17 protein-coding genes are annotated in these 21,954 nt (G+C 67.6%); 12 read left to right on the forward strand and 5 right to left on the reverse strand.

Going from position 1 to position 21,954, the window contains the following annotated elements; all coding sequences use genetic code 11:
- Positions 1–492: 492 nt before the first annotated feature.
- The 3 genes from FMP39_RS07150 to FMP39_RS07160 all read right to left on the reverse strand — a co-directional run bounded on the left by FMP39_RS07150 (position 493) and on the right by FMP39_RS07160 (position 3,912).
- Complete coding sequence (locus tag FMP39_RS07150; RefSeq protein WP_141589220.1) at positions 493–1,392, reverse strand: RluA family pseudouridine synthase; 900 nt, start codon at positions 1,390–1,392, stop codon at positions 493–495.
- A 126-nt stretch (positions 1,393–1,518) separates the two neighbouring features.
- Positions 1,519–2,427, reverse strand: coding sequence for a CPBP family intramembrane glutamic endopeptidase (locus tag FMP39_RS07155; RefSeq protein ID WP_141589221.1), 909 nt, complete (start codon positions 2,425–2,427; stop codon positions 1,519–1,521).
- Positions 2,428–2,640: 213 nt separating this feature from the next.
- Positions 2,641–3,912, reverse strand: a complete 1,272-nt coding sequence (locus FMP39_RS07160) for a DEAD/DEAH box helicase (protein ID WP_141589222.1) — start codon at positions 3,910–3,912, stop codon at positions 2,641–2,643.
- Between the two features lie 168 nt (positions 3,913–4,080).
- Here FMP39_RS07160 and hflX point away from each other — a divergent pair, with 168 nt between their 5' ends.
- On the forward strand, positions 4,081–5,511 hold the full coding sequence (gene hflX / locus FMP39_RS07165; protein ID WP_141589223.1) for a GTPase HflX: 1,431 nt from the start codon (positions 4,081–4,083) through the stop codon (positions 5,509–5,511).
- A 120-nt stretch (positions 5,512–5,631) separates the two neighbouring features.
- Here the strand turns inward: hflX and FMP39_RS07170 are convergent, their stop codons facing one another.
- Positions 5,632–6,375, reverse strand: a complete 744-nt coding sequence (locus FMP39_RS07170; RefSeq protein ID WP_228557747.1) for a hypothetical protein — start codon at positions 6,373–6,375, stop codon at positions 5,632–5,634.
- Between the two features lie 916 nt (positions 6,376–7,291).
- On the opposite strand from FMP39_RS07170, the gene FMP39_RS07185 reads away from it, so the two are divergent.
- The 9 genes from FMP39_RS07185 to FMP39_RS07225 all read left to right on the forward strand — a co-directional run bounded on the left by FMP39_RS07185 (position 7,292) and on the right by FMP39_RS07225 (position 18,269).
- Positions 7,292–7,993, forward strand: a complete 702-nt coding sequence (locus FMP39_RS07185) for a succinate dehydrogenase cytochrome b subunit (RefSeq protein WP_141589227.1) — start codon at positions 7,292–7,294, stop codon at positions 7,991–7,993.
- A gap of 2 nt (positions 7,994–7,995) precedes the next feature.
- A complete protein-coding gene (locus tag FMP39_RS07190) occupies positions 7,996–9,909 on the forward strand; it encodes a fumarate reductase/succinate dehydrogenase flavoprotein subunit (protein ID WP_141589228.1) in 1,914 nt (637 codons plus the stop codon).
- Between the two features lie 83 nt (positions 9,910–9,992).
- Positions 9,993–10,466 (forward strand): carboxymuconolactone decarboxylase family protein, encoded by a 474-nt coding sequence (locus FMP39_RS07195; RefSeq protein ID WP_141589229.1) that lies wholly within the window; start codon positions 9,993–9,995, stop codon positions 10,464–10,466.
- A gap of 78 nt (positions 10,467–10,544) precedes the next feature.
- On the forward strand, positions 10,545–11,357 hold the full coding sequence (locus FMP39_RS07200; RefSeq protein ID WP_141589230.1) for a succinate dehydrogenase/fumarate reductase iron-sulfur subunit: 813 nt from the start codon (positions 10,545–10,547) through the stop codon (positions 11,355–11,357).
- Complete coding sequence (locus FMP39_RS07205) at positions 11,354–11,713, forward strand: cupin domain-containing protein (RefSeq protein WP_228557748.1); 360 nt, start codon at positions 11,354–11,356, stop codon at positions 11,711–11,713. Before FMP39_RS07200 ends, FMP39_RS07205 begins: the two co-directional genes overlap by 4 nt.
- An 18-nt stretch (positions 11,714–11,731) precedes the next feature.
- Positions 11,732–13,231 (forward strand): DUF488 family protein, encoded by a 1,500-nt coding sequence (locus FMP39_RS07210; RefSeq protein ID WP_141589231.1) that lies wholly within the window; start codon positions 11,732–11,734, stop codon positions 13,229–13,231.
- A gap of 107 nt (positions 13,232–13,338) precedes the next feature.
- The gene (locus FMP39_RS07215; RefSeq protein WP_228557749.1) at positions 13,339–15,129 is read left to right on the forward strand and encodes a molybdopterin-dependent oxidoreductase; all 1,791 of its coding nucleotides are present in this window, start codon (positions 13,339–13,341) and stop codon (positions 15,127–15,129) included.
- Positions 15,130–15,661: 532 nt separating this feature from the next.
- On the forward strand, positions 15,662–17,164 hold the full coding sequence (locus FMP39_RS07220) for a glycosyltransferase family 39 protein (protein ID WP_141589232.1): 1,503 nt from the start codon (positions 15,662–15,664) through the stop codon (positions 17,162–17,164).
- 187 nt (positions 17,165–17,351) lie between these two features.
- On the forward strand, positions 17,352–18,269 hold the full coding sequence (locus FMP39_RS07225) for a M14 family metallocarboxypeptidase (protein WP_141589233.1): 918 nt from the start codon (positions 17,352–17,354) through the stop codon (positions 18,267–18,269).
- Positions 18,270–18,429: 160 nt separating this feature from the next.
- Here FMP39_RS07225 and FMP39_RS07230 read toward each other — a convergent pair whose 3' ends face one another.
- Positions 18,430–19,587 carry an alpha/beta fold hydrolase gene (locus FMP39_RS07230; RefSeq protein ID WP_141589234.1) on the reverse strand — a complete coding sequence of 386 codons (1,158 nt, stop codon included), beginning with the start codon at positions 19,585–19,587 and terminating at the stop codon, positions 18,430–18,432.
- 159 nt (positions 19,588–19,746) lie between these two features.
- Here FMP39_RS07230 and FMP39_RS07235 point away from each other — a divergent pair, with 159 nt between their 5' ends.
- The gene (locus tag FMP39_RS07235) at positions 19,747–20,421 is read left to right on the forward strand and encodes a response regulator transcription factor (RefSeq protein ID WP_141589235.1); all 675 of its coding nucleotides are present in this window, start codon (positions 19,747–19,749) and stop codon (positions 20,419–20,421) included.
- On the forward strand, positions 20,418–21,878 hold the full coding sequence (locus FMP39_RS07240) for a HAMP domain-containing sensor histidine kinase (RefSeq protein ID WP_141589236.1): 1,461 nt from the start codon (positions 20,418–20,420) through the stop codon (positions 21,876–21,878). The genes FMP39_RS07235 and FMP39_RS07240 overlap by 4 nt, the downstream gene beginning before the upstream one ends.
- Positions 21,879–21,954: the final 76 nt, after the last annotated feature.

The raw sequence follows: 21,954 nt of genomic DNA on the forward strand, positions 1-21,954 counted from the left end.
CCCCAGGCGTCGTGAGGCACAGCTCGGAAGTCCGCCCGCGAGGCGTGCAGCGCGTGACACAGAGACTGTGAAGGCCAAGGCACGACTGCCCATTCCCTGCACAAAGGCAAAAGCCCCTGAACGTGCCACTGCACTCACGCCGTTGGCCGGGAGACTTCGGAGAAATACGCCTCCGTGCTCTATCGAATTCCAGCGGCCGGGTAGGCGGTTTTTGTATCAGGCCCGCGTGCCATGCCTGTGCCGAACATTACGTTCGCGACATCCCGCCGCCACCCCGAAAACGGTGTTCGCCTTGGGCGTGAAACCTCTGAATTCTCCAGCCAATTTTTCCGGCGGCACAAAAGCCACGCCGGAAAAGCTCGCCTGAGCTCCCGCTCTATCGCTGCGAGGTAGGCGTTCGGACTGGCCCGGAATCGACGGCCCAAGACTCGCCGCGCGGCACCCGGTGGCCGGCGCGCACGCGTGGCTCTAGGGATGACCCGGGCGCTACCGTCAGGTGCCCTGGACGCGGAGCTCGAGCGGGGGTGGCGCCTGAAGCTGAACGTGCTCGCCCGAGCGCGGATGCAGGAAGGTGAGGGACTCCGCGTGCAGCAGATAGCCGCCGTCTCCGGGGAGGCCGGGGTTCTCCGCCAGCGGCAGGCCGCCCACGCCGAAGAGCGGGTCCCCCACGAGCGGGTGGCCGATGAAGGCGAGGTGGATGCGGATCTGCTCGGAGCGCCCCGTGTGGATGTCCACCTCGAAGAGGGTGTGCTCGGTGCGCCGCTCCAGCACCCGGGCCGTGCTGTGTGAGGGCTTTCCCCTCGCACTGGCACCATGGACTTCGCCCAGCCGAGGATGGGGCACCAACCCGATGGGCGCGCGGATGTCGTAGGACTCCTGGGCGGCGAGTCCCTGGGAGAGTGCGCGGTAGCGCTTGTGCACGCGGCCCTCGCGCCAATCGCTCGCCAGGCGCGCGGCTGCGTCGCGGGTGCGGGTGAAGAGCACGAGGCCCGACGTCGCGCGTCCCAGGCGGTGCATGGGAACCGCCTCCGGCCATCGTGCCTGGACGAAGGAGAGCAGGGTGTTCTTCAGGAAGCCTCCCGAGGGCAGGGTCGGCAGCCCGCTCGGCTTCACCACGACGACCAACTCCGCGTCCTCGTACACGAGCTCGAAGGACTGCGGAGTGTCCGCCTCTTCCCACGGCGGGCGGTGCCAGCACAGCCACTGCCCCGGCTTCAGCGGCTCCGAGCCGTCGGCGGTGACGTCATCGAGTCGCACCTCGCCCCGAGCGAAGCGTGCCCGCCACTCCTCCTCCGAGGAGTGACGATACTTGTCCGTCATATGGGCGAGCGCGCTGCTGCCCGGTCGGCGCCCGAGCTTCTCGCGATACACATAGCCGTCGTTGAGCAGCACCCGAACACCCTACACCGCGTGGGCTCGCGGTGGGAGGCACTCCACCTCCGGTCGCCGTACTCCGCGTCTGACTCACCTCCGACGAAGGGGAGGCACCACGGGGACTCACCCGGGGCCGGGGTGCCGTCAAAGCGGCGGCAGCTTGTCCAGGTAGCCTGACTTCGACAGCCACATCACCAGCGCGAAGCTGATGGTGTTGAAGGCCGCGTGCGCGACAACCAGGGGCAGCAGGCGTCCCCGGAACCAGAAGACGAACCCGAACCAGGCCCCCAGCACGAAGGTCTGGAAGACGGCGAGCGTGCCTTCGTAGAAGTGGCCCACGGAGAACAGCACGGCCGCGACCAGCACCGCGGGCACCCAGCGGCCCAGCACCACGCGCAGGCGGGGCACGAGGAAGCCCCGGAAGACGAACTCCTCGAAGCCTGTCACCAGCACCATGATGGCCGCGAAGGCGGGCACGTCCAGGCCGGTGTCCATGAGCGCGGCTGCCAGGCCCTTGCGCGCCAGCATCTCCTTGTCGGCCAGCTTCAACGCAACGGCGACGGCAGCCATGGGCACCGACGCGGCGATATGCACCGCGTAGGTGGCGACGAGCACCGGTACGCCGAGCAGCAGCTCCTTCGACCAGCCCTCGCGCGCCAGCCCTACCTGCGCGGGCCCCTGTCCGTCGCGCCACACCAGCACCGCCACCAGCAGGATCATCCCCAGTGCGCGGATGCACAGGGGCGCCATGGACAGGGAGAAGCCCTTCTCCTGCTCCGCCGCGGTGGCGACCCAGGCGCCCGCGCCCGTGCCGCCCAGCGCCACCAGGAGCCCCAGGACGCCCAGCCAGGCGCCCGCGCGCGTGGCCTCCCAGGGGCGCAGCAGGGCCAGTCCCCAGGCGAGCAGCGCGACCGCGAACACGGCCAGGACGACTCGACCCGCGGGGCCCGCCGACGAGGGCCCTAGGACGGCGAGGAACACGAACGCCGCTTCTGACAGGGCCCGGCGCCGCGGCGGGGCGTTCTCCAGCAGCACGGCGACATCACGACGCACAGGGCGTTCCTCCGGTCCAGGCCACGGGGCAGGGGCCTCGCGGGATTCCGGACACGCTACCGGCTTCGCCCGCAGGTTTCTGAGCCCTCCTCGGCCTTCCGTTCATGCGACGCACGTGTTCCAACGGGAACGCTCGGGGAGGGAAGGGTGGCATCCTCATTGATGGCCGCGAAATCGCACGTGGCCTTGTTGGACACGCGGGAGCAGGACCCGCTACGGCCCTTGTTTCGGAGGGCGAGTGGCGGCGGCAGCGGCGGCTTCGCGCAGCTTGTCCTTCTTGCTCTTGCGCCGACCCTTCACGCCGCCATTCGGATCCAGGGGCGGCGTGGTCGTCGAGACCACTTCCGTCGGCTCGAAGCCCGGCACCTGTTCGCGCGGGAGGTCGAGCTGGTGGCGTTTCTCGATGAGTCGGAAGTGGGCTTCGGTGTCCGCGCTGACGAAGCTGATCGCCACGCCCTTTTCGCCCGCGCGCCCCGTGCGGCCGATGCGATGCACGTAGTCCGCGGTCGAGCGGGGCAGGTCGTAGTTCACGACTGCCGGCAACTGCGCGATGTCCAGGCCGCGAGCGGCGACGTCCGTGGCCACGAGCACGCGCACGCGCTTCGCCTTGAAGTCCGCGAGCGCCTGCGTGCGCGCGCCCTGGCTGAGTTCCCCATGCAAGGACGTCGCGACGATGCCGGCGCGGTTCAGCTTCAGCGCGACATGGTCCGCCGCGTAGCGACTGGCCACGAACGTGAGCACATGGCTCCACGCATGTGTTTCCAACAGGTGCCGCAGCAGCATCGTGCGTCGGGGCACATCCACCTGGAGGGCCCGCTGGAGGATGAACTCCGTCGAGGGCAGCTCCCCGTCATCGACGTCGATGCGCGTGGGCTCGTGCAGCAGTTGCTCCGCGAACTTCCGCACCGCGGGCGGGAAGGTGGCGGAGAACAACAGGTTCTGGCGGCGCGTGGGCAGCAGTGCCAGCAGGCTGTTGAGCTCATCAACGAAGCCCAGCGAGAACAGCCGGTCGGCCTCGTCGAGCACCAGGGTCTCCACCTGGTCCAGCCGGAGCGCGTTTTGATGCACCAGGTCCAGCGCGCGGCCGGGCGTGGCCACGACGATGTCCGCGCCGCCCCGCAACGCCATCATCTGCGGGTTGGCGGAGACGCCACCGACCGCGAGGCAGGACTTCAGCGGCTTCTTCAGGTGTTGGCCGTACCGCTGGATGGAATCGACGATCTGCGCGGCGAGCTCCCGCGTGGGCACCAGGATGAAGGCCCGCACCGGTCGGGCCGACCCTCCGGGACGCGCCCGCAGGGCTTCCAGGATGGGCAGCAGGAACGCGGCGGTCTTCCCCGAGCCCGTCTTCGCCGAAGCCCAGACGTCGCCACCTCGCAGGACCACGGGGATGGTCGCGCGCTGCACCGGCGTGGGTTCGTCGTATCCGAGTCCGGCCACGGCGCGGGTGAGCGCCTCCGACAGGCCGAGCGAAGCGAATGTCATGGGAAGAAAGCCTTGGGTAGCGCGAGGACGCGGAACCCTACCCTGCCCGAGAGGTCCGCCCACGGTATTCCTACCCCCTCCCCATCCAGGCAAGGTGTCGCCCGGACCCAGTGGGGGGCGGGGGGCGTGGACTCGCCCCGTCGCGGGACGGCCCGACGTGTTACGAGGATGCGCATGGCGATTTCCACATTCCCTGAGCGTCTGCGTGCCGTCCTCGTCGGTGTCCAGCTTCCGGGCGTCTCGGACGAAGAGCACGCCGCGGACTTCGCGGAGCTGCGCCGGCTGGTGCACACGCTGGGGTATGACACGGTGGCGACCGTGTCCCAGAAGCGGACGCGGCTGGCCACGGGCACGGTGCTCGGGACGGGCAAGCTCAAGGAGCTGGCGGCCCTCACCGGAGGCTCGGGCGTGATTACGTCCGGGGCGAGCGACCGGACGTCGAAGGCTCGCGAGAAGTGGGAGGCCGCCGCCAACACGGAGCCCGACGCCGAGGGCGAGGCCGTCGAAGAGGAGGCCGACGACGTGGAGGCGGGGGACGCGTTGCTGCCTCCGTCTTTGGAAGAAGACGACAAGGCGGGGCCCCGGCCTACCGTGGTGGTCGTGGACCACGAGCTGTCGCCCGGCCAACTGCGCAACCTGGAGAAGGCTACTGGCGCGATGGTGCTGGACCGCGCGGGCGTGATTGTCGACATCTTCCACCGGCACGCGAAGAGCCACGAAGCGCGGATGCAGGTGGAGATCGCCCGGCTCAACTACCTGGCCCCCCGGCTGCGCGAATCCACCGGAGGCCGCGAGCGGCAGCAGGGGCGCGGCGCGGGTGACTCGGCGCTGGAGCTGGACCGCCGCAAGATTCGCGACCGGCTGGCGGAGCTGCGCGAGGGACTGGCGGCCATCCAGAAGGACCAGGACCACCGCCGCTACGCGCGAAGGGACCTGCTGCGGGTGGCGCTGGTGGGCTACACGAACGCGGGCAAGTCCTCGCTGATGCGTGCGTTGACGGGCAGCACGGTGCTGGTCGCGGACCAGCTCTTCGCCACGCTCGATACCACGGTGCGCGCGATGCAGCCGGAGACCCGTCCGCGCATCCTGGTCTCCGACACGGTGGGCTTCATTCAGAAGCTGCCGCACGACCTGGTCGCGTCCTTCCGCTCCACGCTGGACGAGGCCCTGGAAGCGTCATTGCTGCTCTACGTGGTGGATGCGTCGGACCCCACGTGGGCCGCGCAGCTGGAGGTCACCCGCACGGTGCTCCGGGATATCGGCGCGGACGCCGTACCGAGCAAGCTGCTCTTCAACAAGGCGGACCGGCTGAACGCGGCGGCGAAGGAAGCGCTGCTCGCGAAGCACCCGGACGCCTTGATGCTCTCCGCGCACCTGCCGGACGACGTGGCGATGCTACGCAAGAACATCATCGCCTTCTTCGAGTCCTCGATGGTGGAGGCGGACCTGGTGATTCCTTACTCCCGGCAGGGGCGCATCAGCGAGGTGTACGAGCACACCACGGTGGTGTCCCAGGCCTACGACGAGAGCGGCAGCCGGCTGCGCGTGCGGGGCCTTCCAGGGGCCATCGCGAAGCTCACCCAGTCGTTCCAGGAGTAGGCCTTCCCCGGCGCCACCCCAGCCAAGGGAGTCCACGCCGCCTGCCTCACGGGCTGGGAAACCGGAGGCCGCTGACGCCCGCGCTCCGGCACGGCACCGGAGGCGGGCTGTTCCAGCGGACTACTCGGCGTGGCAGACGGCCGGCGCGGAGAGGTTGGGGCGAATCATCTTGAACGGCTGAATCAGGTCCGGGACGCGGAGCAGCGCGTCACGGCAGCCCGCCTCGTCGTTGCCGGACATCTCCACCTTGAAGCTGCAGTCCTGCGCGCCCTCGCAGACCGTCTTGGCCAGCCGCGCATAGCAGTCTACGGCGCGGGCGCAGGTGCCCTCGCCCAGGTTCACCGACGCGGAGGAGGACGTCGTCGAGGCAGAGGCCGTGTTCGTGTTCGTCGACACCGACGCGCCAGCGGACAGGGAGTCCCGCGAGTTCGCGTCCGGGGCGTTCAGGTTGATGGTGACGTTCGTCTGCGCGGGCGCGTGGGGAGGGGCGGCGACGAAGCGCGGGTTGATGCGGTCCTGGGCGCAGAGGTACAGCTCCTCGCCCTTCTTGCGCACCGTGGCGAGCTTCGCCTCCAGTTCCTCCGGAGGAACCTGCTTGTCGTCCACGGAGACATGGAAGGTGTACGCGTCCATCCCATTGTAACGGAAATACATCATGGAGGTCGCATCGTAGGTGACGGCGATGGCCGTGTTGTCCATGGACTGCGACTCGAGACCGCTCTCCAGGGCGCAGACGCCGATGGACGTCTTGGTCGTCGAGGCGTCATGCGAGTCGACGGGCAGCGTGTAGTACTTGTTGACACCACAAGCCGCCAGAGAGAGACACAGAGACGTCAGGGACAGCCCCTGGATGAGCCGCTTCATGAGGTTTGCTCCTAGGAAGAGGAATGGGTCCGCGCTGGTGAAGTCCGGCGGAGTGGCGCATCGACGCGTGCGCCGGTTGCTCATTCAATCCTGACACGAAAAGGCCCGCCCTCGGAAGTCTCGGGACGGGCCTGTCGCGGGCGTTTCTCGAAACCTGGGACTGCTTCTCCCCCAAGCAGGAGGTGCTGCTGAGGAGGACCTTCAACTTCGACGTCTTGGCCTGCGTGAGGTGTGGAGGCAGGTTTGAGGGTGCTGGCGAACGTGAAGGCGGCGGGAGGGGGCGAGCGATTCTGGAGCACCTGGGACTGCCCACGGCGAGTGCAAGGCTGGCCCCGGCGCGAGGACCACCCCAGGCCGCGTGGTGTTGAGGCTCAAGCCATCGCCAACAGGCCCGGGCCCTGCCGCGCCCCTCGTGGGAGGGTGGGCCTGGACAGGCATGTACCCCAAGGGGGCTGCTCGGCCTCTCCACCGACCTGGCACACAGCTCGGACGCCCTCCGTCAACTGAGTCCCAATTCGTCTTGATGCGCGCCTGATGTACTGGGCGGATCCACGCAGCGACCGTTGGCGCAGGTCCCACCTTCAAGGAAAGGCCGTGCATGCACCGCATGAAGCAGGGGGCGCGGTGGGCATCGTCGCCCGAGAGTTCTCGCAGCGCTCGCGCGGCCGCTTCTGTGACGTTCAAATCGCGCTCAATGAGGCGCTACGCCACACCTACGTCGCAGACTCGACATGGGCGTTGTGCACTCGCGGGACATACGGGGCGTTGGGCTTGCAGTGAGTGGCCTGCGTGCCCAACTCACCTCTTTGCCAGGGGCGCGGACCAACGCCTGCGGAAGGTGCCGGATGATTGATGTTCGCCAGCCGCTGGAGCCGCCCGCGCGACACGGGCCGCCGAGCCTTGCGAAGGGGAGCGCATGCAATCCATCGGTGAGTTCACTGAAGATCGCCCGCATGACGCCTCGCGACGCCGGCATCCGTGGCGGTCCACAGTCGGACTGAAGGTGCTCATGGCAGCGACTGGCATCGTGCTGGTCGTGTTCCTCATCTTCCACCTGCTCGGCAATCTCCTCGTTTACCGAGGGCGGGATGCCCTCAACGAATACTCCGCGTTTCTCGTTCGGGAGCCCCCGCTCCTGTGGGCCGCTCGCGCGGTGCTCCTTGCCTCCGCCGTCATCCACATCGGCGCGGCGGCGCTGCTCTGGAATCGTGACCGCTTCGCGCGCCCGGTGGCTTACCGCCGGCTCAGGCCACGAGCCACGACCGTGCCCGCTCGGACGATGCGCCTCACGGGCGTCGTGATCGCGGGGTTCATCGTCTTCCACATTCTCCATCTGACCACTGGGACCATCGCGCCGGTGCCGTTCGAGAAGCATGACGTCTACCACAACGTCGTGGAGGGCTTCCGCGTCCCCTGGGTGGTGGCCATCTATCTCGGCGCGCTGGCCTTCGTCGGGATGCATGTCTGGCACGGTGCATGGGCCTCGCTGCGGAGCCTCGGGAGGTCGCACCCCTCGCCTCGGCCGAAACGGCGACCAGTGGCGTGGATCCTCGCCCTGGTGCTCTGGGGCGGCTTCAGCAGCATTCCGCTCACGATCTGGCTCGTCGGTGTGCGCTAGCCATGGATCTCGGCGCGAGGATTCCGAGCGGGCCGCTCGAGCAAAAGTGGGAGCGCCGACTGCGTGAAGGACGCCTGGTCGGTCCGAGCAACCGGCGCAAATACACACTGCTCGTGGTTGGCTCCGGACTGGCGGGGGCTTCGGCCGCGGCGACGCTCGCCGAGCTTGGCTACCGTGTGCACTGCTTCTCCTTCCACGACTCGCCGAGGCGCGCGCACAGCATCGCCGCGCAGGGCGGCATCAATGCCGCGAAGAACTACCGCAACGACGGCGACAGCGTGTGGAGGCTGTTCTACGACACGCTGAAAGGCGGCGACTTCCGCTCCCGCGAGGCGAATGTCTACAGGCTCGCCCAGGTGAGCAACCGCATCATCGACCAATGCGTGGCCCAGGGAGTCCCTTTCGCCCGCGAATATGGAGGGCTCCTCGCCACCCGCTCTTTCGGGGGCGCGCTCGTCTCGCGCACCTTCTATGCGCGTGGACAGACCGGGCAGCAACTTCTCCTCGGCGCCTACCAGGCGCTCGAGCGGCAAATCAGCGCGGGCCAGGTTCGCATGCATCCGAGGACCGAAATGCTCGATCTCGTCATGGTCGACGGACGGGCGCGGGGAATCATCGCGCGCGACCTCCGGACGGGCGAGCTGAGGGCGTTCGCCGGCGATGCCGTGATCCTCGCGACAGGAGGCTACGGCAACATCTACCATCTCTCGACCAACGCGCGAGGCTCGAACGCGACCGCGATCTGGCGCGCGTACCGACGGGGCGCCGGCTTCGCCAACCCTTGCTTCACGCAGATCCATCCGACCTGCATCCCGGTCAGCGGGCCCCATCAGTCGAAGCTCACGCTGATGAGTGAGTCCTTGCGCAATGACGGGCGTGTCTGGGTGCCGAAGCTCAAGGGGGACCAGCGGACTCCGCGCGATATCCCGGAGAGCGAACGGGACTACTTCCTCGAGCGGCGGTACCCAACCTACGGCAACCTCGCGCCGCGTGACATCGCCTCGCGCGCGGCCAAGGAAATCTGTGACCAGGGCAGGGGCGTCGGCCCTGGCGGGCGCGGCGTGTATCTGGACCTCGGTGATGCGATTGCGCGTCTCGGGGCCGGTACCATTCGCGAACGCTACGGGAACGTCCTCGAGATGTATGAGCGCATCACGGGCGAGCACCCGTACCGGGCGCCGATGCGGATCTACCCCGCCGTCCACTACACCATGGGCGGGCTCTGGGTGGACTACGACCTGCGCAGCACCCTGCCGGGCCTCTACGTGCTCGGCGAGGCGAACTTCTCCGACCACGGCGCGAACCGCCTCGGCGCGAGCGCCCTCATGCAGGGGCTCGCCGACGGCTACTTCATCGTCCCGAACACCATCGCTGACGAGCTGGCGCGTTTCGGGACAGGGCCGGTCGACCTTGACCATCCCGCGTTTCGAGACGCAGAGCGCATCGTGCAGGTGAAGCTCGAGCGCCTGCTCGCCTCGCGAGGCACGAGAACCGTCGAGGACCACTTCCGCGCGCTGGGTAGCCTCCTCTGGGAACAATGCGGCATGGCGCGCAGCGAGCGCGGGCTGTCCTCCGCGCTCGAGAGCATCCAGGCGCTTCAGGGCGAGTTCGAGCGAGATCTCCGGCTGCCGGACACCGGCATCGAGCTGAACGACTCGCTCGAGCGAGCAGGGCGGCTCGCCGATTACTACGAGCTCGCGGAGCTGATGTGCCGCGACGCGCTCGAACGGCGCGAATCGTGCGGAGCGCACTTCCGCGAGGAGTTTCAAACGGCGGAAGGTGAGGCTCGCCGAGATGACGAGCACTTCTGCCATGTGTCGGTATGGGAATACCGCGGCCAGGATCGACCTCCCGCGCTCCACAAGGAGCCACTCTCCTTCGAGTCGGTCGCGGCCGAGACCAGGAGCTACAAATGAGCACGAACCGAAAGGTGGCCCGGACCTGGGTGCGCAGCCGGCCGCGTGTTCTCTGCTGCCGGAACCGATAGGAGACCTTCGACATGGAACAGCGACTCGATTTCCTCCAGAAATCATCCAATGCCTATCAGGCGATGCTCGGCCTGGAACGCTTCGTCCGCAACTGTGGGCTCGAGCACCCCCTGCTCGATCTGGTCAAGACTCGTGCGTCGCAGCTCAACGGCTGCGCCTACTGCATCGACATGCACACGAAGGACGCCCGCGTCGCCGGGGAAACCGAGCAGCGGCTCTACGCGCTGTCGGCCTGGCGCGAGACGCCGTTCTACACCGAACGCGAGCGCGCCGCGCTCGAATGGACGGAAGCTCTGACGCTCATCTCGCAGAGCGATGTCACGGATGAGCTGTACGACCGCGTGCGCCAACACTTCAGCGAAGAAGAGCTCGTCAGCCTCACGATGGCGGTCATCACCATCAACGGCTGGAACCGGATCGCCATCCCGTTCCGCTCCGTGCCCGGTAGCTACCAACCGCCGGCCCGCGCGGCGTCGCATCCGTGATGGGAAATCTGCTGAACACCCGCGCGACGAGTACCTCCATACCGAGGCGCTCGTGGGCGGCGGGGGAAGGAGAACAGCGTGCGCTTCGTTCTGCAGATCTGGAGACAGGAGAGGCCGCGGTCCCAGGGCACCTTCCGCCGCTACGAGGTCTCTGACATCACCGCCGACATGTCCTTTCTCGAGATGCTCGATGTCCTGAACGAGCAACTCGCCGCCAAAGGCGAGGCCCCGGTCGCGTTCGAGAGCGACTGTCGCGAGGGCATCTGCGGGACGTGCGGCGTGATGATCAATGGCGCGGCGCATGGTCCCCTCGGCGGCGCGGCGGTGTGTCAGCTCCACATGCGCCGCTTTCCGGACGGCGCGCTGCTCGTGATCGAGCCCTGGCGCGCGCGGGCGTTTCCTGTGCTCAAGGATCTCATCGTCGATCGCAGCGCGCTCGACCGAATCATCGGCGCTGGCGGGTTCATCTCGGTGCCAACGGGGGCCGCGCCCGAGGCGAGCACGCGGGCCGTCTCGAAACAGAACGCCGACGGGGCGATGGACGCCGCGGCTTGCATCGGCTGTGGGGCCTGCGTCGCCGCCTGCCCGAACGCCTCGGCCGCGCTCTTCACCGGCGCAAAGGTCTCTCACCTGGCGCTTCTGCCTCAGGGGCGACCGGAGCGGGAGCGGCGGGTGCTCTCCATGGTCGCGCGCATGGATGAGGAGGGCTTTGGCAACTGCACCTGGCACGGCGAGTGCCAAGCGGCGTGCCCGAAGTCGATCAGCATCGATGCCATCGCGCTCATGAACCATGAATGGCTCCGGGCATCGATCGCATCCCGACGCGAAGTGTGGCGCGAGCCTGAGGCGGACGCCCAGAGCCAAGACCCAGAAAGAGGAGGAACGGCATGACCAAACCGACACATCTCGGGGGCGGGGCCACGTTCGACCTGGCGGCAGTCGAGCGTGAAATGCGGCGAGAAGACGCCTACCTGCGGGAGGGCCACACGGCGCGGACGCTCGTGCGCGAGCCCGACCTGCGCATCGTCCTCATCGCGATGAAGGCCGGCGCACGGATGGCGGAGCACCGCGCCAGCGAAACCGTGTCGGTCCACGCGCTCTCCGGGCACGTGCGACTGCGCCTGCCCGACAAGATTGTGGAGCTGCCGTTCGGGCGTTTGCTCGTCCTCGAGAAAGGCCTGCGCCATGACGTGGAGGCGCTCGAGGAGAGCGCGTTCCTGCTCACGCTCGGATGGAAGAGCCCATGAGGGAGGCGTAGAAAGTCGATGCACGGGGCAAAGAGCTGGCAAGGCCTCCAACTCTATACCGTCGGCCACTCGACGCGAACGCTCGACGAGCTCATCGCGCTCCTTCGAGTGTTCGGCGTCTCCACCGTGGCTGATATCAGGACGATCCCGCGCTCGCGCCACAATCCGCAATTCGAACGCGAGGCGCTTCGCTCCGCGCTTCGCCGGCATCACCTCCGTTACGTCCATCTCCCCGCGCTCGGAGGGCTGCGGCACGCGCGCGGTGACTCACCGAACACGGGGTGGCGCAATGCGAGCTTCCGCGGGTACGCGGACTACATGCTGACGGACGAGTTCGAGTCTGGGCTGGCCGAGCTGCGTGAGCTGGTCGTGGAAGGCACGGTCGCGTTGATGTGCGCCGAAGCCGTGCCCTGGCGTTGCCATCGCTCCCTGGTCGCAGACGCCCTCACAGTTCGCGGTGCGCAGGTCGAGCACATCACCAGCCGAACTCGGGCGACGCCGCACCGGATGACCGACTTCGCCCACGTCGATGGAGCGCGGCTCACGTATCCGGCGGGCCTCGGCTCATCCCTCGATACGCGCGCGCCGTTTCACCTCGAGGCGACCGTGCGCGTGCTGCAGCGGCGGCCGACGAACCTCGTCAACGTCTGGGAGGAAGGACGGTACCTGCGAGCGCTCACGGTCTCCGATGGCCTCGTGCTGGTCGAGGTCTCGAATCAGGGGACGGTGGATGAGCCGCAGGTCCGGTTCCGCGTGCTCGATGGGGATGACTCGCGCGGCGCGCATGCCGAGATCTCTCGGGTGTTGCGGGTGGTGCTCGGACTCGATGTGGACCCGGAGCCGCTCGATCGGCTGCTCCAAGCCGAGCGCAAGCTCGGCCCCATTGCGCTCGCGCTGCGCGGTATGCGGCCGCCACGGTTCCCCAGCCTCTTCGAGACGTTCGCGAACGTCATCCCGTTCCAGCAGGTCAGCCTCGACGCCGGGGTCGCAGTCGTTCGCCGTTTGGTAGAGCGCTTCGGCCGGTCCTTGCCGCACGAGGGGCAAGAACGGTACGCCTTTCCGACTGCTGCTGCGCTCGCCGAGGCGCGGCTCGACGCGATTCGCTCCTGTGGCTTGAGCGCGAGGAAGGCCGAGGCACTCCGCGCGGCCGCCGCCGCCGTCCAAGCGGGCGATGTGACAGAGGCCATGCTCACGCAAATGAGCAGCGCCGAGGCGATGCGGATGCTCACGGGGCTCCCCGGTATTGGGCCCTGGAGCGCGGCCTTGGTTCTCCTGCGCGGCCTGGGTCGGCTGGACGTGTTCCCGGAGGGCGATGTCGGGGTCATTCGCGGGCTCTCGGGATTGATGCATGTCGAGCCGGGACCTGCTCTCGAGCGCCTGATCCGCCGCTTCGGCGAGCAGCGTGGATATTTGTATTTCTGCTCGCTCGGTAGCGCGCTCTTGGCCCGAGGCCTCATTCATGCCGCCGACGCTGGGCCACGGCGAAGCCTTCTAAGCGCGCCGGAGTTGCACCATTGAGGTCAATGCAGCGATGCCTGCCGATGTGCAACTTCTGCAGAGGAGGCGGGTCGCTCTCGCTCTAGGGGAGCCGCGCGAAGCCGAGTCGCCGCTCAGGAGCCCGTGAAATGGCAGACCCACCGAAACCGACCGCCACGCCACCGCCGCCCTCTGGGGGCGACCGCGTCTCACCGGAGCTGGTGAAGGAGCTGCGAGAGCGCCTCACCAAGGGCGAGGACGTCGTCGATCCGAAGACCTGGGCCGGCTCCATTCCGGCCGCCTTCGGTATCGTCCCTCGCCTGCGAATCGGCGCGAACCGTTGGTTCAACCTGGTCTGGCTGCTCCCGATCGGTTGGGGGCTTCTCCTGTTCGGGGTCGTTGTAGCGCAGTATCTGCGCGGGCTCCCCGCGGTCGAAGGGTTCATCCACCGGCATCCCGGGACCGGGTTCGCAACCGCGTTTGCCACGCCGATGCCGATCTGGTTGCGCGCCCAGCATTTTCTGAACTTGTTCTTCCTCATCTTCATCATCCGCGCGGGCCTCCAGATCCTCGCCGACCATCCCCGGCTGTACTGGACCCGGCACTCGACGCCGGGAAAAGAGTGGCTCCGGATGCAGAAGCAGGTGCCGGACCTTCCGCTCTGGACCGCCAAGCAGGACTCCCTCACGCTGCCCAAACATCTCGGGCTGCCGGGCATCCGCCACTCAATCGGGCTGGCCCGCTGGTGGCATCTCGGGATCGACATGTTGTGGCTGGCGAACGGACTCGTCTTCTACGTGTTGCTCTTCGCGACCGGAGAGTGGCGCCGCATCGTCCCGACGAACTGGCAGGTGTTCCCCGACGCCGCGTCTGCTCTGCTCCAGTACCTCTCCCTGAGCTGGCCTCAGAACGATGGCTGGGTCGCGTACAACGGCCTCCAGATCATCGCCTACTTCATCACGGTCTTCATCGCGGCGCCACTCGCGCTCATGACCGGGCTCGGCATGTCGCCAGCGCTTTCGACCCGGTTCCACGGCATCAGCAAGCGGCTCAGCATCCAGACCGCGCGCTCCCTGCACTTTCTCGTCCTGTGCTGGTTCATCCTCTTCACCTTCATCCATGTCACCATGGTCTTCGCGACCGGCCTGCTGCGAAACTTGAACCACGTGTACGCGGGGACCGACGCCAACGATTGGGTCGGGTTCGGCATCTTCGCTGTCTCCATGGCGGTCGTCGTGATCGCGTGGGTGGCGGCCACGCCGTTCACGCTGCGACATCCGCGGGTCGTGCAACGCGTCGGGTATTCGCTGGTCGGCCCGGCCCAGCGGCTCTTCGAGCACCTCGACGCCAAGCCAGGGACCTACACGGACAAGGACATCTCGCCGTACTTCTGGCACAACGGCAAGTACCCCGAGACGCCGGAGTACCGCGCGCTCTTCGACAACCACTTCGCCGATTACCGGCTACGAATTCACGGGCTCGTCGAGAATCCGGTCGAGCTGAGCCTCGACGAGCTGCGCGCCATGCCGCGCCACGAGCAGATCACGCAGCACTTCTGCATCCAGGGCTGGTCCGGTGTCGCCAAGTGGGGCGGCGTCTCGATGCAGACCCTCCTCGAGCTGGTCAGGCCGAAGCCCGACGCGAAATGGGTCGTGTTCTACTCACTCGGCGACGGTTCCGACGGTGGCCGCTACTACGACGCGCATCCCATCGAGCAGATGCACTATCAGCTCACGATGCTCGCCTATGACATGAACGGCGAGCCACTCTCTTACGGCCACGGGGCGCCGCTTCGCCTGCGCAACGAGGTCCAGCTCGGCTTCAAGCAAGTGAAGTGGATTGCCGGCATCGAGTTCGTCGCTGACTTCCTCGAAGTGGGAGGCGGGTACGGCGGCTACGATGAAGATCACGAGTTCTTCGGGTATCGTCAGTCGATCTGAGTCGGGTGCGAAGGAATGGGCGCGCTCCTCGATGGTCTGCTCCCCAACTTTCGGACCCGTTGACGCGTGAGAGTCCTCGCGGCCAGGAGGCAGGTCGGTCGTGAGGAAGAGCAGGTTTACCGAGGAGCAGAGGGTCCGCATTCCGCGGGAGGCGGAGAACCTACAGGAGTAGTTTGAGTCTGGCGCCGCGTGCCGGGTAGTGGCATTGCCTGGCGCCGGCTTGGTGGTGACGTCGCCAGAGTGCCAGCAACAGGCGTCGAGTCTCCTGGACGGAGAAGCGGACGTGGGTTGTCAGTGCGCAGGCTCCTTGAATGAGACACGCAAAGGCGAGGCCGATGCATCGGCTGTGCATGGGCACTCCGCATGAATGTGGACTCCTGAAGCGCCACACACGGGACCTGTCAGTATTAAAAAGAGTCATGTCGCCGGATGATTTAGTGAGTCAAGTCAGGAGTTCGACTGGCGATGAGCGCCGCATGAACTGACTTGCGCCTTCTCGACACGCCGGGATGCCTTTAGTACGCGTGTCCGGGTGCGTTCTTCGAATCTCTCCACGCCCCGTCTCCACCTGCCCTGGTGGCCCCTGGTGCTCATCGCTTCAGGGGCGTGGCTGCTGCGCATCGCGGGCTTCTTCCACCGGGGAGGCGCTTTCGGGCATCCCGTGGACTACGACGAGGGCGTCTATTTCAGTGCCGCCGCACTTCTCGCCCATGGTGTATTGCCCTACCGTGACTACTTCTTCGTCCACCCTCCTGGGATTGCCATGTTGCTGGCGCCAGTGGCCGCGCTCGCACGTGGCTTCGACGCAGCGCTGGCATTCGCAGTGGTCCGTTGGCTCGTCCCCGGGATTGGGGCACTGAGCACGCTCCTGTGCGGACGCATTGCTCAGGAGCAATGGGGCGTCAGGGCAGGCGTCGTGGCCGCGCTCGCCTATGCCGTCTTCCCAGAAGCGGCCGCCACCGAGCGCGGGCCCTTCTTGGAGCCACTGCTCAACCTCACCTGTCTTGGCATGGCATGGGTTTGGCTGCGGCATGGGGCTGATGCCTCACGGTGGAAGGGGGATCTGCTGGCCGGAGCCCTTCTTGCCACCGCGTGCGCCATCAAGCTGACAGCTGGCGCCTGGGTCATCGCCGCGGTGGGGGCTCGCGGCATGGAGGGCCAGGGACGGCGTGCCCTACGCGTCGTGCTTGTCGCGGCAGCCGTGGGGCTGGTCTGGCTGGGCCCCTTCTTTGCGCTCGCCCCCGCCGCGATGCTCGATGGCCTTCTTCGGTTCCAGTTGCTCCGCCCACCCGATGGCGAGTCAGACGTCTGGCGCCGGCTTCTCATGGTTCTGGGAGACGGGCGCATGGGCTTCTCCGTCCTCTGTGTCTGGGGCTTGGTCGTGGCCCTGGCCCGAACTCGTCGAAGGGAGGCCGTCGCCGAGCGACTCTTCGCGGCCGCCTGGGTTCTGACGGTCGTGACCTTCTTGTCGTCGAAGAGCTATTGGGCCCAGTACAACGCCCACCTGGCGCCTTCCATGGCGGTCCTCGCGGGGTTGGGGGCCTCCGTGGTGTTGAGGTGGGCGGACACACGCCCGCGCACGCAATCCGCGCTCGTCACCGCCACGGTGATGCTCATCGCACTCTCTCCGTTGCCGGCGGCCATCCGCTCTGCGAATCAGCGAGACCGTTTCCTGCTCACGCTCGGGAGCTCACTCCGGGCCTCCGTCCCCCCGGATTCAGCCCTTTGCACCTTCGAACCGGCTTGGGCAATCGCCGCCGGGCGGCTTCCCGGAATCCCAGAGGGGACTCCCATCCTCGTCGACCCCTATGGCCTCATGCTGAATGATGCACTGGGCACCCCCGGGCGCTTCGCTCACGCAGGAGCCGCTTTCGAGGATGAGCGCTCGCAGCGGACCATGCTCCCCATGCTTGCGCGCTGTGACATCCTGGTCCTTGAGGGACGTGGCGAATGGCAGCTGTCCTCCGCCAGCGAGCGCTGGGTCCATGAGCACTTCGTGCGAGAAGGGCTCTTCTGGCGGCGTGCTTCTGAGTGAAGTCTCGGAAGCTGGAGGGGGCGAGCGACTCTCGAGCACCGGGACTGCCCACTGCGGGTGCAAGGCTGCCCCTGGCGCGACGGCCACCCAAGGCCGCGCGGTGTTGAGAGTCCCTATCCGTCTTATGCCTGATGTCACACACGAGAAGCCCGGGTAGCGGCCCGCAACCTGCTCTAGAATCGCCGATATGAGCACTGCACCGTACCCGATTGGTTCCCCCGGAAGCCCCTGGGGGGAGGCGGAAGTCACGGTCTGGCGGTCCCGCCAGACCCGCAAGCGCAGCTACGCGGCCGACGTGCTGAGCGCGATAGAGCGCCTGCGCGCGCGCTTCGACGTGGTGCAGTACGGCCTGCTGGACTACCCGCCGGACACGTACCCGCTGTTCGCGCTCGCGAGCCGCGACTGGCGCGACGGGTTGCCGGTGGCGCTGGTCACGGGTGGGGTACACGGCTACGAGACGAGCGGCGTCCACGGCGCGCTGCAGTTCGTCGAGCGGCATGCGGCTGGCTACGCGGGCCGCTTCAACCTGCTCGTCGTCCCGTGCGTCAGCCCGTGGGCCTACGAGCGGATCCACCGCTGGAACATGAATGCCATCGACCCGAACCGTTCCTTCCGCGAGCTCAGCCCCGCGGAGGAGTCGGCGGCCCTCATGCGGCTGGTCGCCCCGCTGCGCGACCGCGTGCTCGTGCACGTGGACCTGCACGAGACCACCGACTCGGACGAGGCGGAGTTCCGCCCCGCCTTGGCCGCGCGCGACGGCAAGCCCTTCGAGCCCGGCCACACCCCCGACGGATTCTACGTCGTGGGCGACACCGAGAACCCGCGGCTCGACTTCCAGCAGGCGGTCATCGCCGCGGTCGCGAAGGTCACCCACATTGCCCCGCCCGACGCCGACGGCAATATCATTGGCTCTCCCGTCGTCGCCCCGGGCGTCATCCACTACGCACTCCGCCAGCTCGGACTGTGCGCTGGCATCACGCGCGCCCGCTACGTGACGACCACCGAGGTCTACCCCGACAGCCCGCGCGCGACGCCCGCGCAGTGCAGCGACGCGCAGGTGGCGGCGGTCACGGCGGCGCTGGATTACGCGTTAGCGCATCCGTAGGGGACGTGCCAATCCAATCTCGACGTCGAGCGCACGCCACGCTCGACCTCGTGGCCGTCACGGCTCACGTGGGCGAGCCGACGCAGGCGGCGCCGGTGGCAGCGGCGCAGGGCCCGCTGGCGTGGGAGTCGGACTTCAGGGTGGCGTGTCGTTGTCGTGCCTATCGCGCCCCGGTGGCCGCGTCCCGGGGGGCAGGCTTCGGTGCATCGCCTGCCGCCTCGGCGATGGGCCGGGCGTACCTGACCAGCGACAGCAGCATCTTGCCCGGCTCTTCGTTCATGATCTCGTGAGCCGAGTTCTCGAACCAGACCAGGTGCTTGATGGGTGCGTGAAGGCGCTCGAACCATTCGGCCGCGACGCTTGCCGACACGTTGTAGTCGTGCCGGCCATTGAAGAGGAGCATCGGGCACTCGAGCCGGGTGACGTTGCTGAAGTCGGCCCGCAACACGGCGGGGAACAGCTTCTCCTCGGAGAGCTCGTTGGCGGTCCACACCGAGGCCAGCTCGGCATCCGTGTACTCCGGAGAGAGTGCGAAGCCCTCTGCTTCGGCCTGGCCACCCGTCCGCCCGTGCACCTGGCCACCATAGAAGCCGAGCCACTTGCGCTGGATCGCGACGACGGGCAGCTCGAGCGCAGCGCCATGCGCCGCGTAGGGCGCAATCGATTGCAGCTCCCTGATCGCCTCCTCGTTTCCGGCTGCGCGTGCCCTGTCCATGGCAAAGCGCCATCCGCGCCGTTCGCTCTCCAGAACATCGGTCGCCTGTCCCATTCCGATATACGCGTGCAGCCATTCCGGGTGACGTTGCGCTACGGACAGGCCGAGGTAGCTGCCCCATGAATGTCCGAGCAGGAAGATCTTCTCCTTGCCGAGCTCCTTGCGTGCCCAGCGAATCATCTCCTCGGTATCGGCGATCAACCGCTCCGCCGTCATGGTCGCCGCGACCGCGGAGGGGTCATTCGCCAGGTAGGTTTTTCCAGCACCGCGCTGATCCCACTGGATGACGGTGAAGTACTCCTCCCACCCCCGCTGGAAGTACCAGCTCGTCGGCATCGACACGAAGCCGGGACCTCCGTGGAGCATCAGCAACACGGGATTCGCCCGGTCGACGCCGCGAATCGAGACCCATTGGTCAATCCCGCCGATGCGGATCTTCTCCAGCCGCTCCACACCCATGGGGGTCACGATCCGGCGCAGGTTGGCGACGATGGCGGTCGCTTCGCGCCGGCTGCCGGGTCCAGCCTGCTCCCTGGCCGTAGGGGTGCCCGCACAGCTCGTCAGGAGGACGGCCAGGCAGCAATTACGGAAGAGGTTCGTCATCTCGGTCCCGGGACAGTACGCAGGTGCTCGCATAGGGGGCATCGCCCACCTCCTTCCATTCGCTTCTGGCAGCGCAGGCTTGCACGAGCCTGACAGTCGCTGATTGTCGCGGCGCCTTCGCCCCGGGAGGAGTAGCGTCCGCCGACACGGAGGGGACTCATGCGTGCGCTCCTTGTCGAGGATGAGCCGGAACTCGCGCGGCTGGTGGCAAATGAAGCGACGTCCCAGGGCTTCTCGGTCGACGCCGTGGCTTCGGTCACCGAGGCCCGTAGCGCGATCCACCTGGGCGCCTACGCGATCGTGCTTCTGGACCGCCGCCTGCCCGATGGCGACGGCCTGTGCCTGATTCCCGAGCTCCGTGCCATGCAGCCGGAGGCGGGCGTGCTGGTGATCAGCGCGATGGGAGATGTCCCGGAGAGAGTCGCAGGTCTGGATGCGGGTGCGGATGACTACATGGAAAAGCCTTTCCATGCAGACGAGCTGCGGGCGCGCATCCGCTCGGTGCTGCGACGGCCTGCACAGGCGCGACAGCTGCAGCCGGTGCGCTGCGGCGCCATCGAGTACGACCTCGGCTCCAGGCAGATGACGGTGCAGGGAAGGCCGCTGCTGCTTCGCCGGCGCGAGGCCTCGCTGCTGGCCGCCCTGATGCGCCGCGCGCGGCGGGTCGTCCAGCGCGACACCCTCATCAAGGAGGTCTACGGGTTCGACGAGGAGCCCAGTGCCAACACGCTGGAAGCACACATCTCCAGGCTGCGGCGGCGGCTCGAGGATTGTGGCGCGGGTGTGGTGCTGCACCCGGTCCGGGGCGTCGGCTATCTTATCGACGAGCCATGAAGCGTCTCACGGACTCCCTGGCGCCGCGCCTGATCGCGGCCGTCCTCGCAACTCAGCTCATCGTCATCACCGGGCTGATGCTGTTCTGGATGGTGTTCTCCCACTCCGTCTCGCACGACGATCTGTCCGCCGCGACCTCCCAACGTCGCGTTGCCGAGTCGATCACGCTGGACCCGGCAGGCGCCCCTCGCATCGAGCCCTCGAGCGCTCTGCGCGCCTATCAGGCACGACGTCCGCAGCTGGCCTACGCCGTGTACCTGGACGGCCGCCTGGTGCCTGGATCATCGCAGCAGCTTGCCCACGCGATCGCTCCACGCGGCTGGGCCGCACCGGGCGCGAATCTCGAACCGGCGCCGACCCTCGCCGACCTGTACCGGCACTTCCCCGACCTGCAGTGTGTGCAGCTGCTCGCTGAGTGCGGAGACCCGGTGATCGCCCTCGGAGAGGGCCAGCGCGCGAACGTCTCGATGTTCCCGGTCCACGGCATCGGGACCGCGGTCGTCGTGACGAGCGGCAATCGCCTCGGACTGGATGACCTGCCAACCGCGCTGCTGACGCTGATTCCGCGCGTGATGAAGCTGTTTGGTTCGGCCGTCCTCGCCACCGTCCTCGTGCTGCCACTGATGCTGCGTCGCGCGCTACGACCCCTCACGAGGGCCGCCAACGCCGCATCCGGCATCGGCCTCGAGACGCTGGACCAGCGGCTGTCGCCCGATGGCGTGCCCAAGGAGATCCAGCCCTTCGTCACGGCCATCAATCAGCTGCTGGAAAGGCTCGAGCGTGGCGTCTCCCGCCAGCAACTGTTCGTCGCCAATGCCGCGCACGAGTTGCGCACCCCTGTGGCGATTCTCTGCGCCCGGCTCGACTCCTTGGGCGACAGCCCCGCCACGCGCGACCTGCGGCGCGATGCGACGCGGCTGGGGCTGATGGTCGACCAGCTGCTCGCGGCTTTCCGCATGCAGGGACAGACCCCGGCGGATTGGAGAGCGCTGGATCTCGTCCAACAGCTGCGTGATCTGATCAGCGACATGGCGCCGCTGGCGCTGCGGAGCGGACGAGCCATCGCCCTGGAAGCCGCATCGCCCTCCGAGATGGTGCTGGGACAGGCCGATGGCCTTCGGTCGGCGTTGGCCAACCTGCTCGACAATGCGCTGCGCGCCGAGCCCGCTGGCGGGACGGTGATCGTCAGGATGGAAGCCAGCACGTCCAGCGTCACGGTCGACGTCGTCGATCACGGCCCCGGCGTCGAGGAGTCCGACCGAGAGAACATCTTCGAGCCCTTTTGGCGCCGGGAAGGTCAGTGGAGTGGAACCGGGTTGGGTCTGGCCATCGCCCGCCGCATCTCGGAAGGCCACGGCGGTAGCCTGCAGCACCTGCCCACAGAAGGCGGCGGCGCGACATTCCGGATGCGGGTGCGAAGAGCTCCCGCAGGAAGAAGCATCGACCCTTGGCTATAGAAGTCAGGCGCGGGTCTTCCTGGCGGATTGATGGCCTTCAGAATGTGGGGCGTCCCCCTGCACTGCGCGTGAGCTT

The organism is Myxococcus sp. AB056 (assembly GCF_006547365.1).
Classification (GTDB): domain Bacteria; phylum Myxococcota; class Myxococcia; order Myxococcales; family Myxococcaceae; genus Myxococcus; species Myxococcus virescens.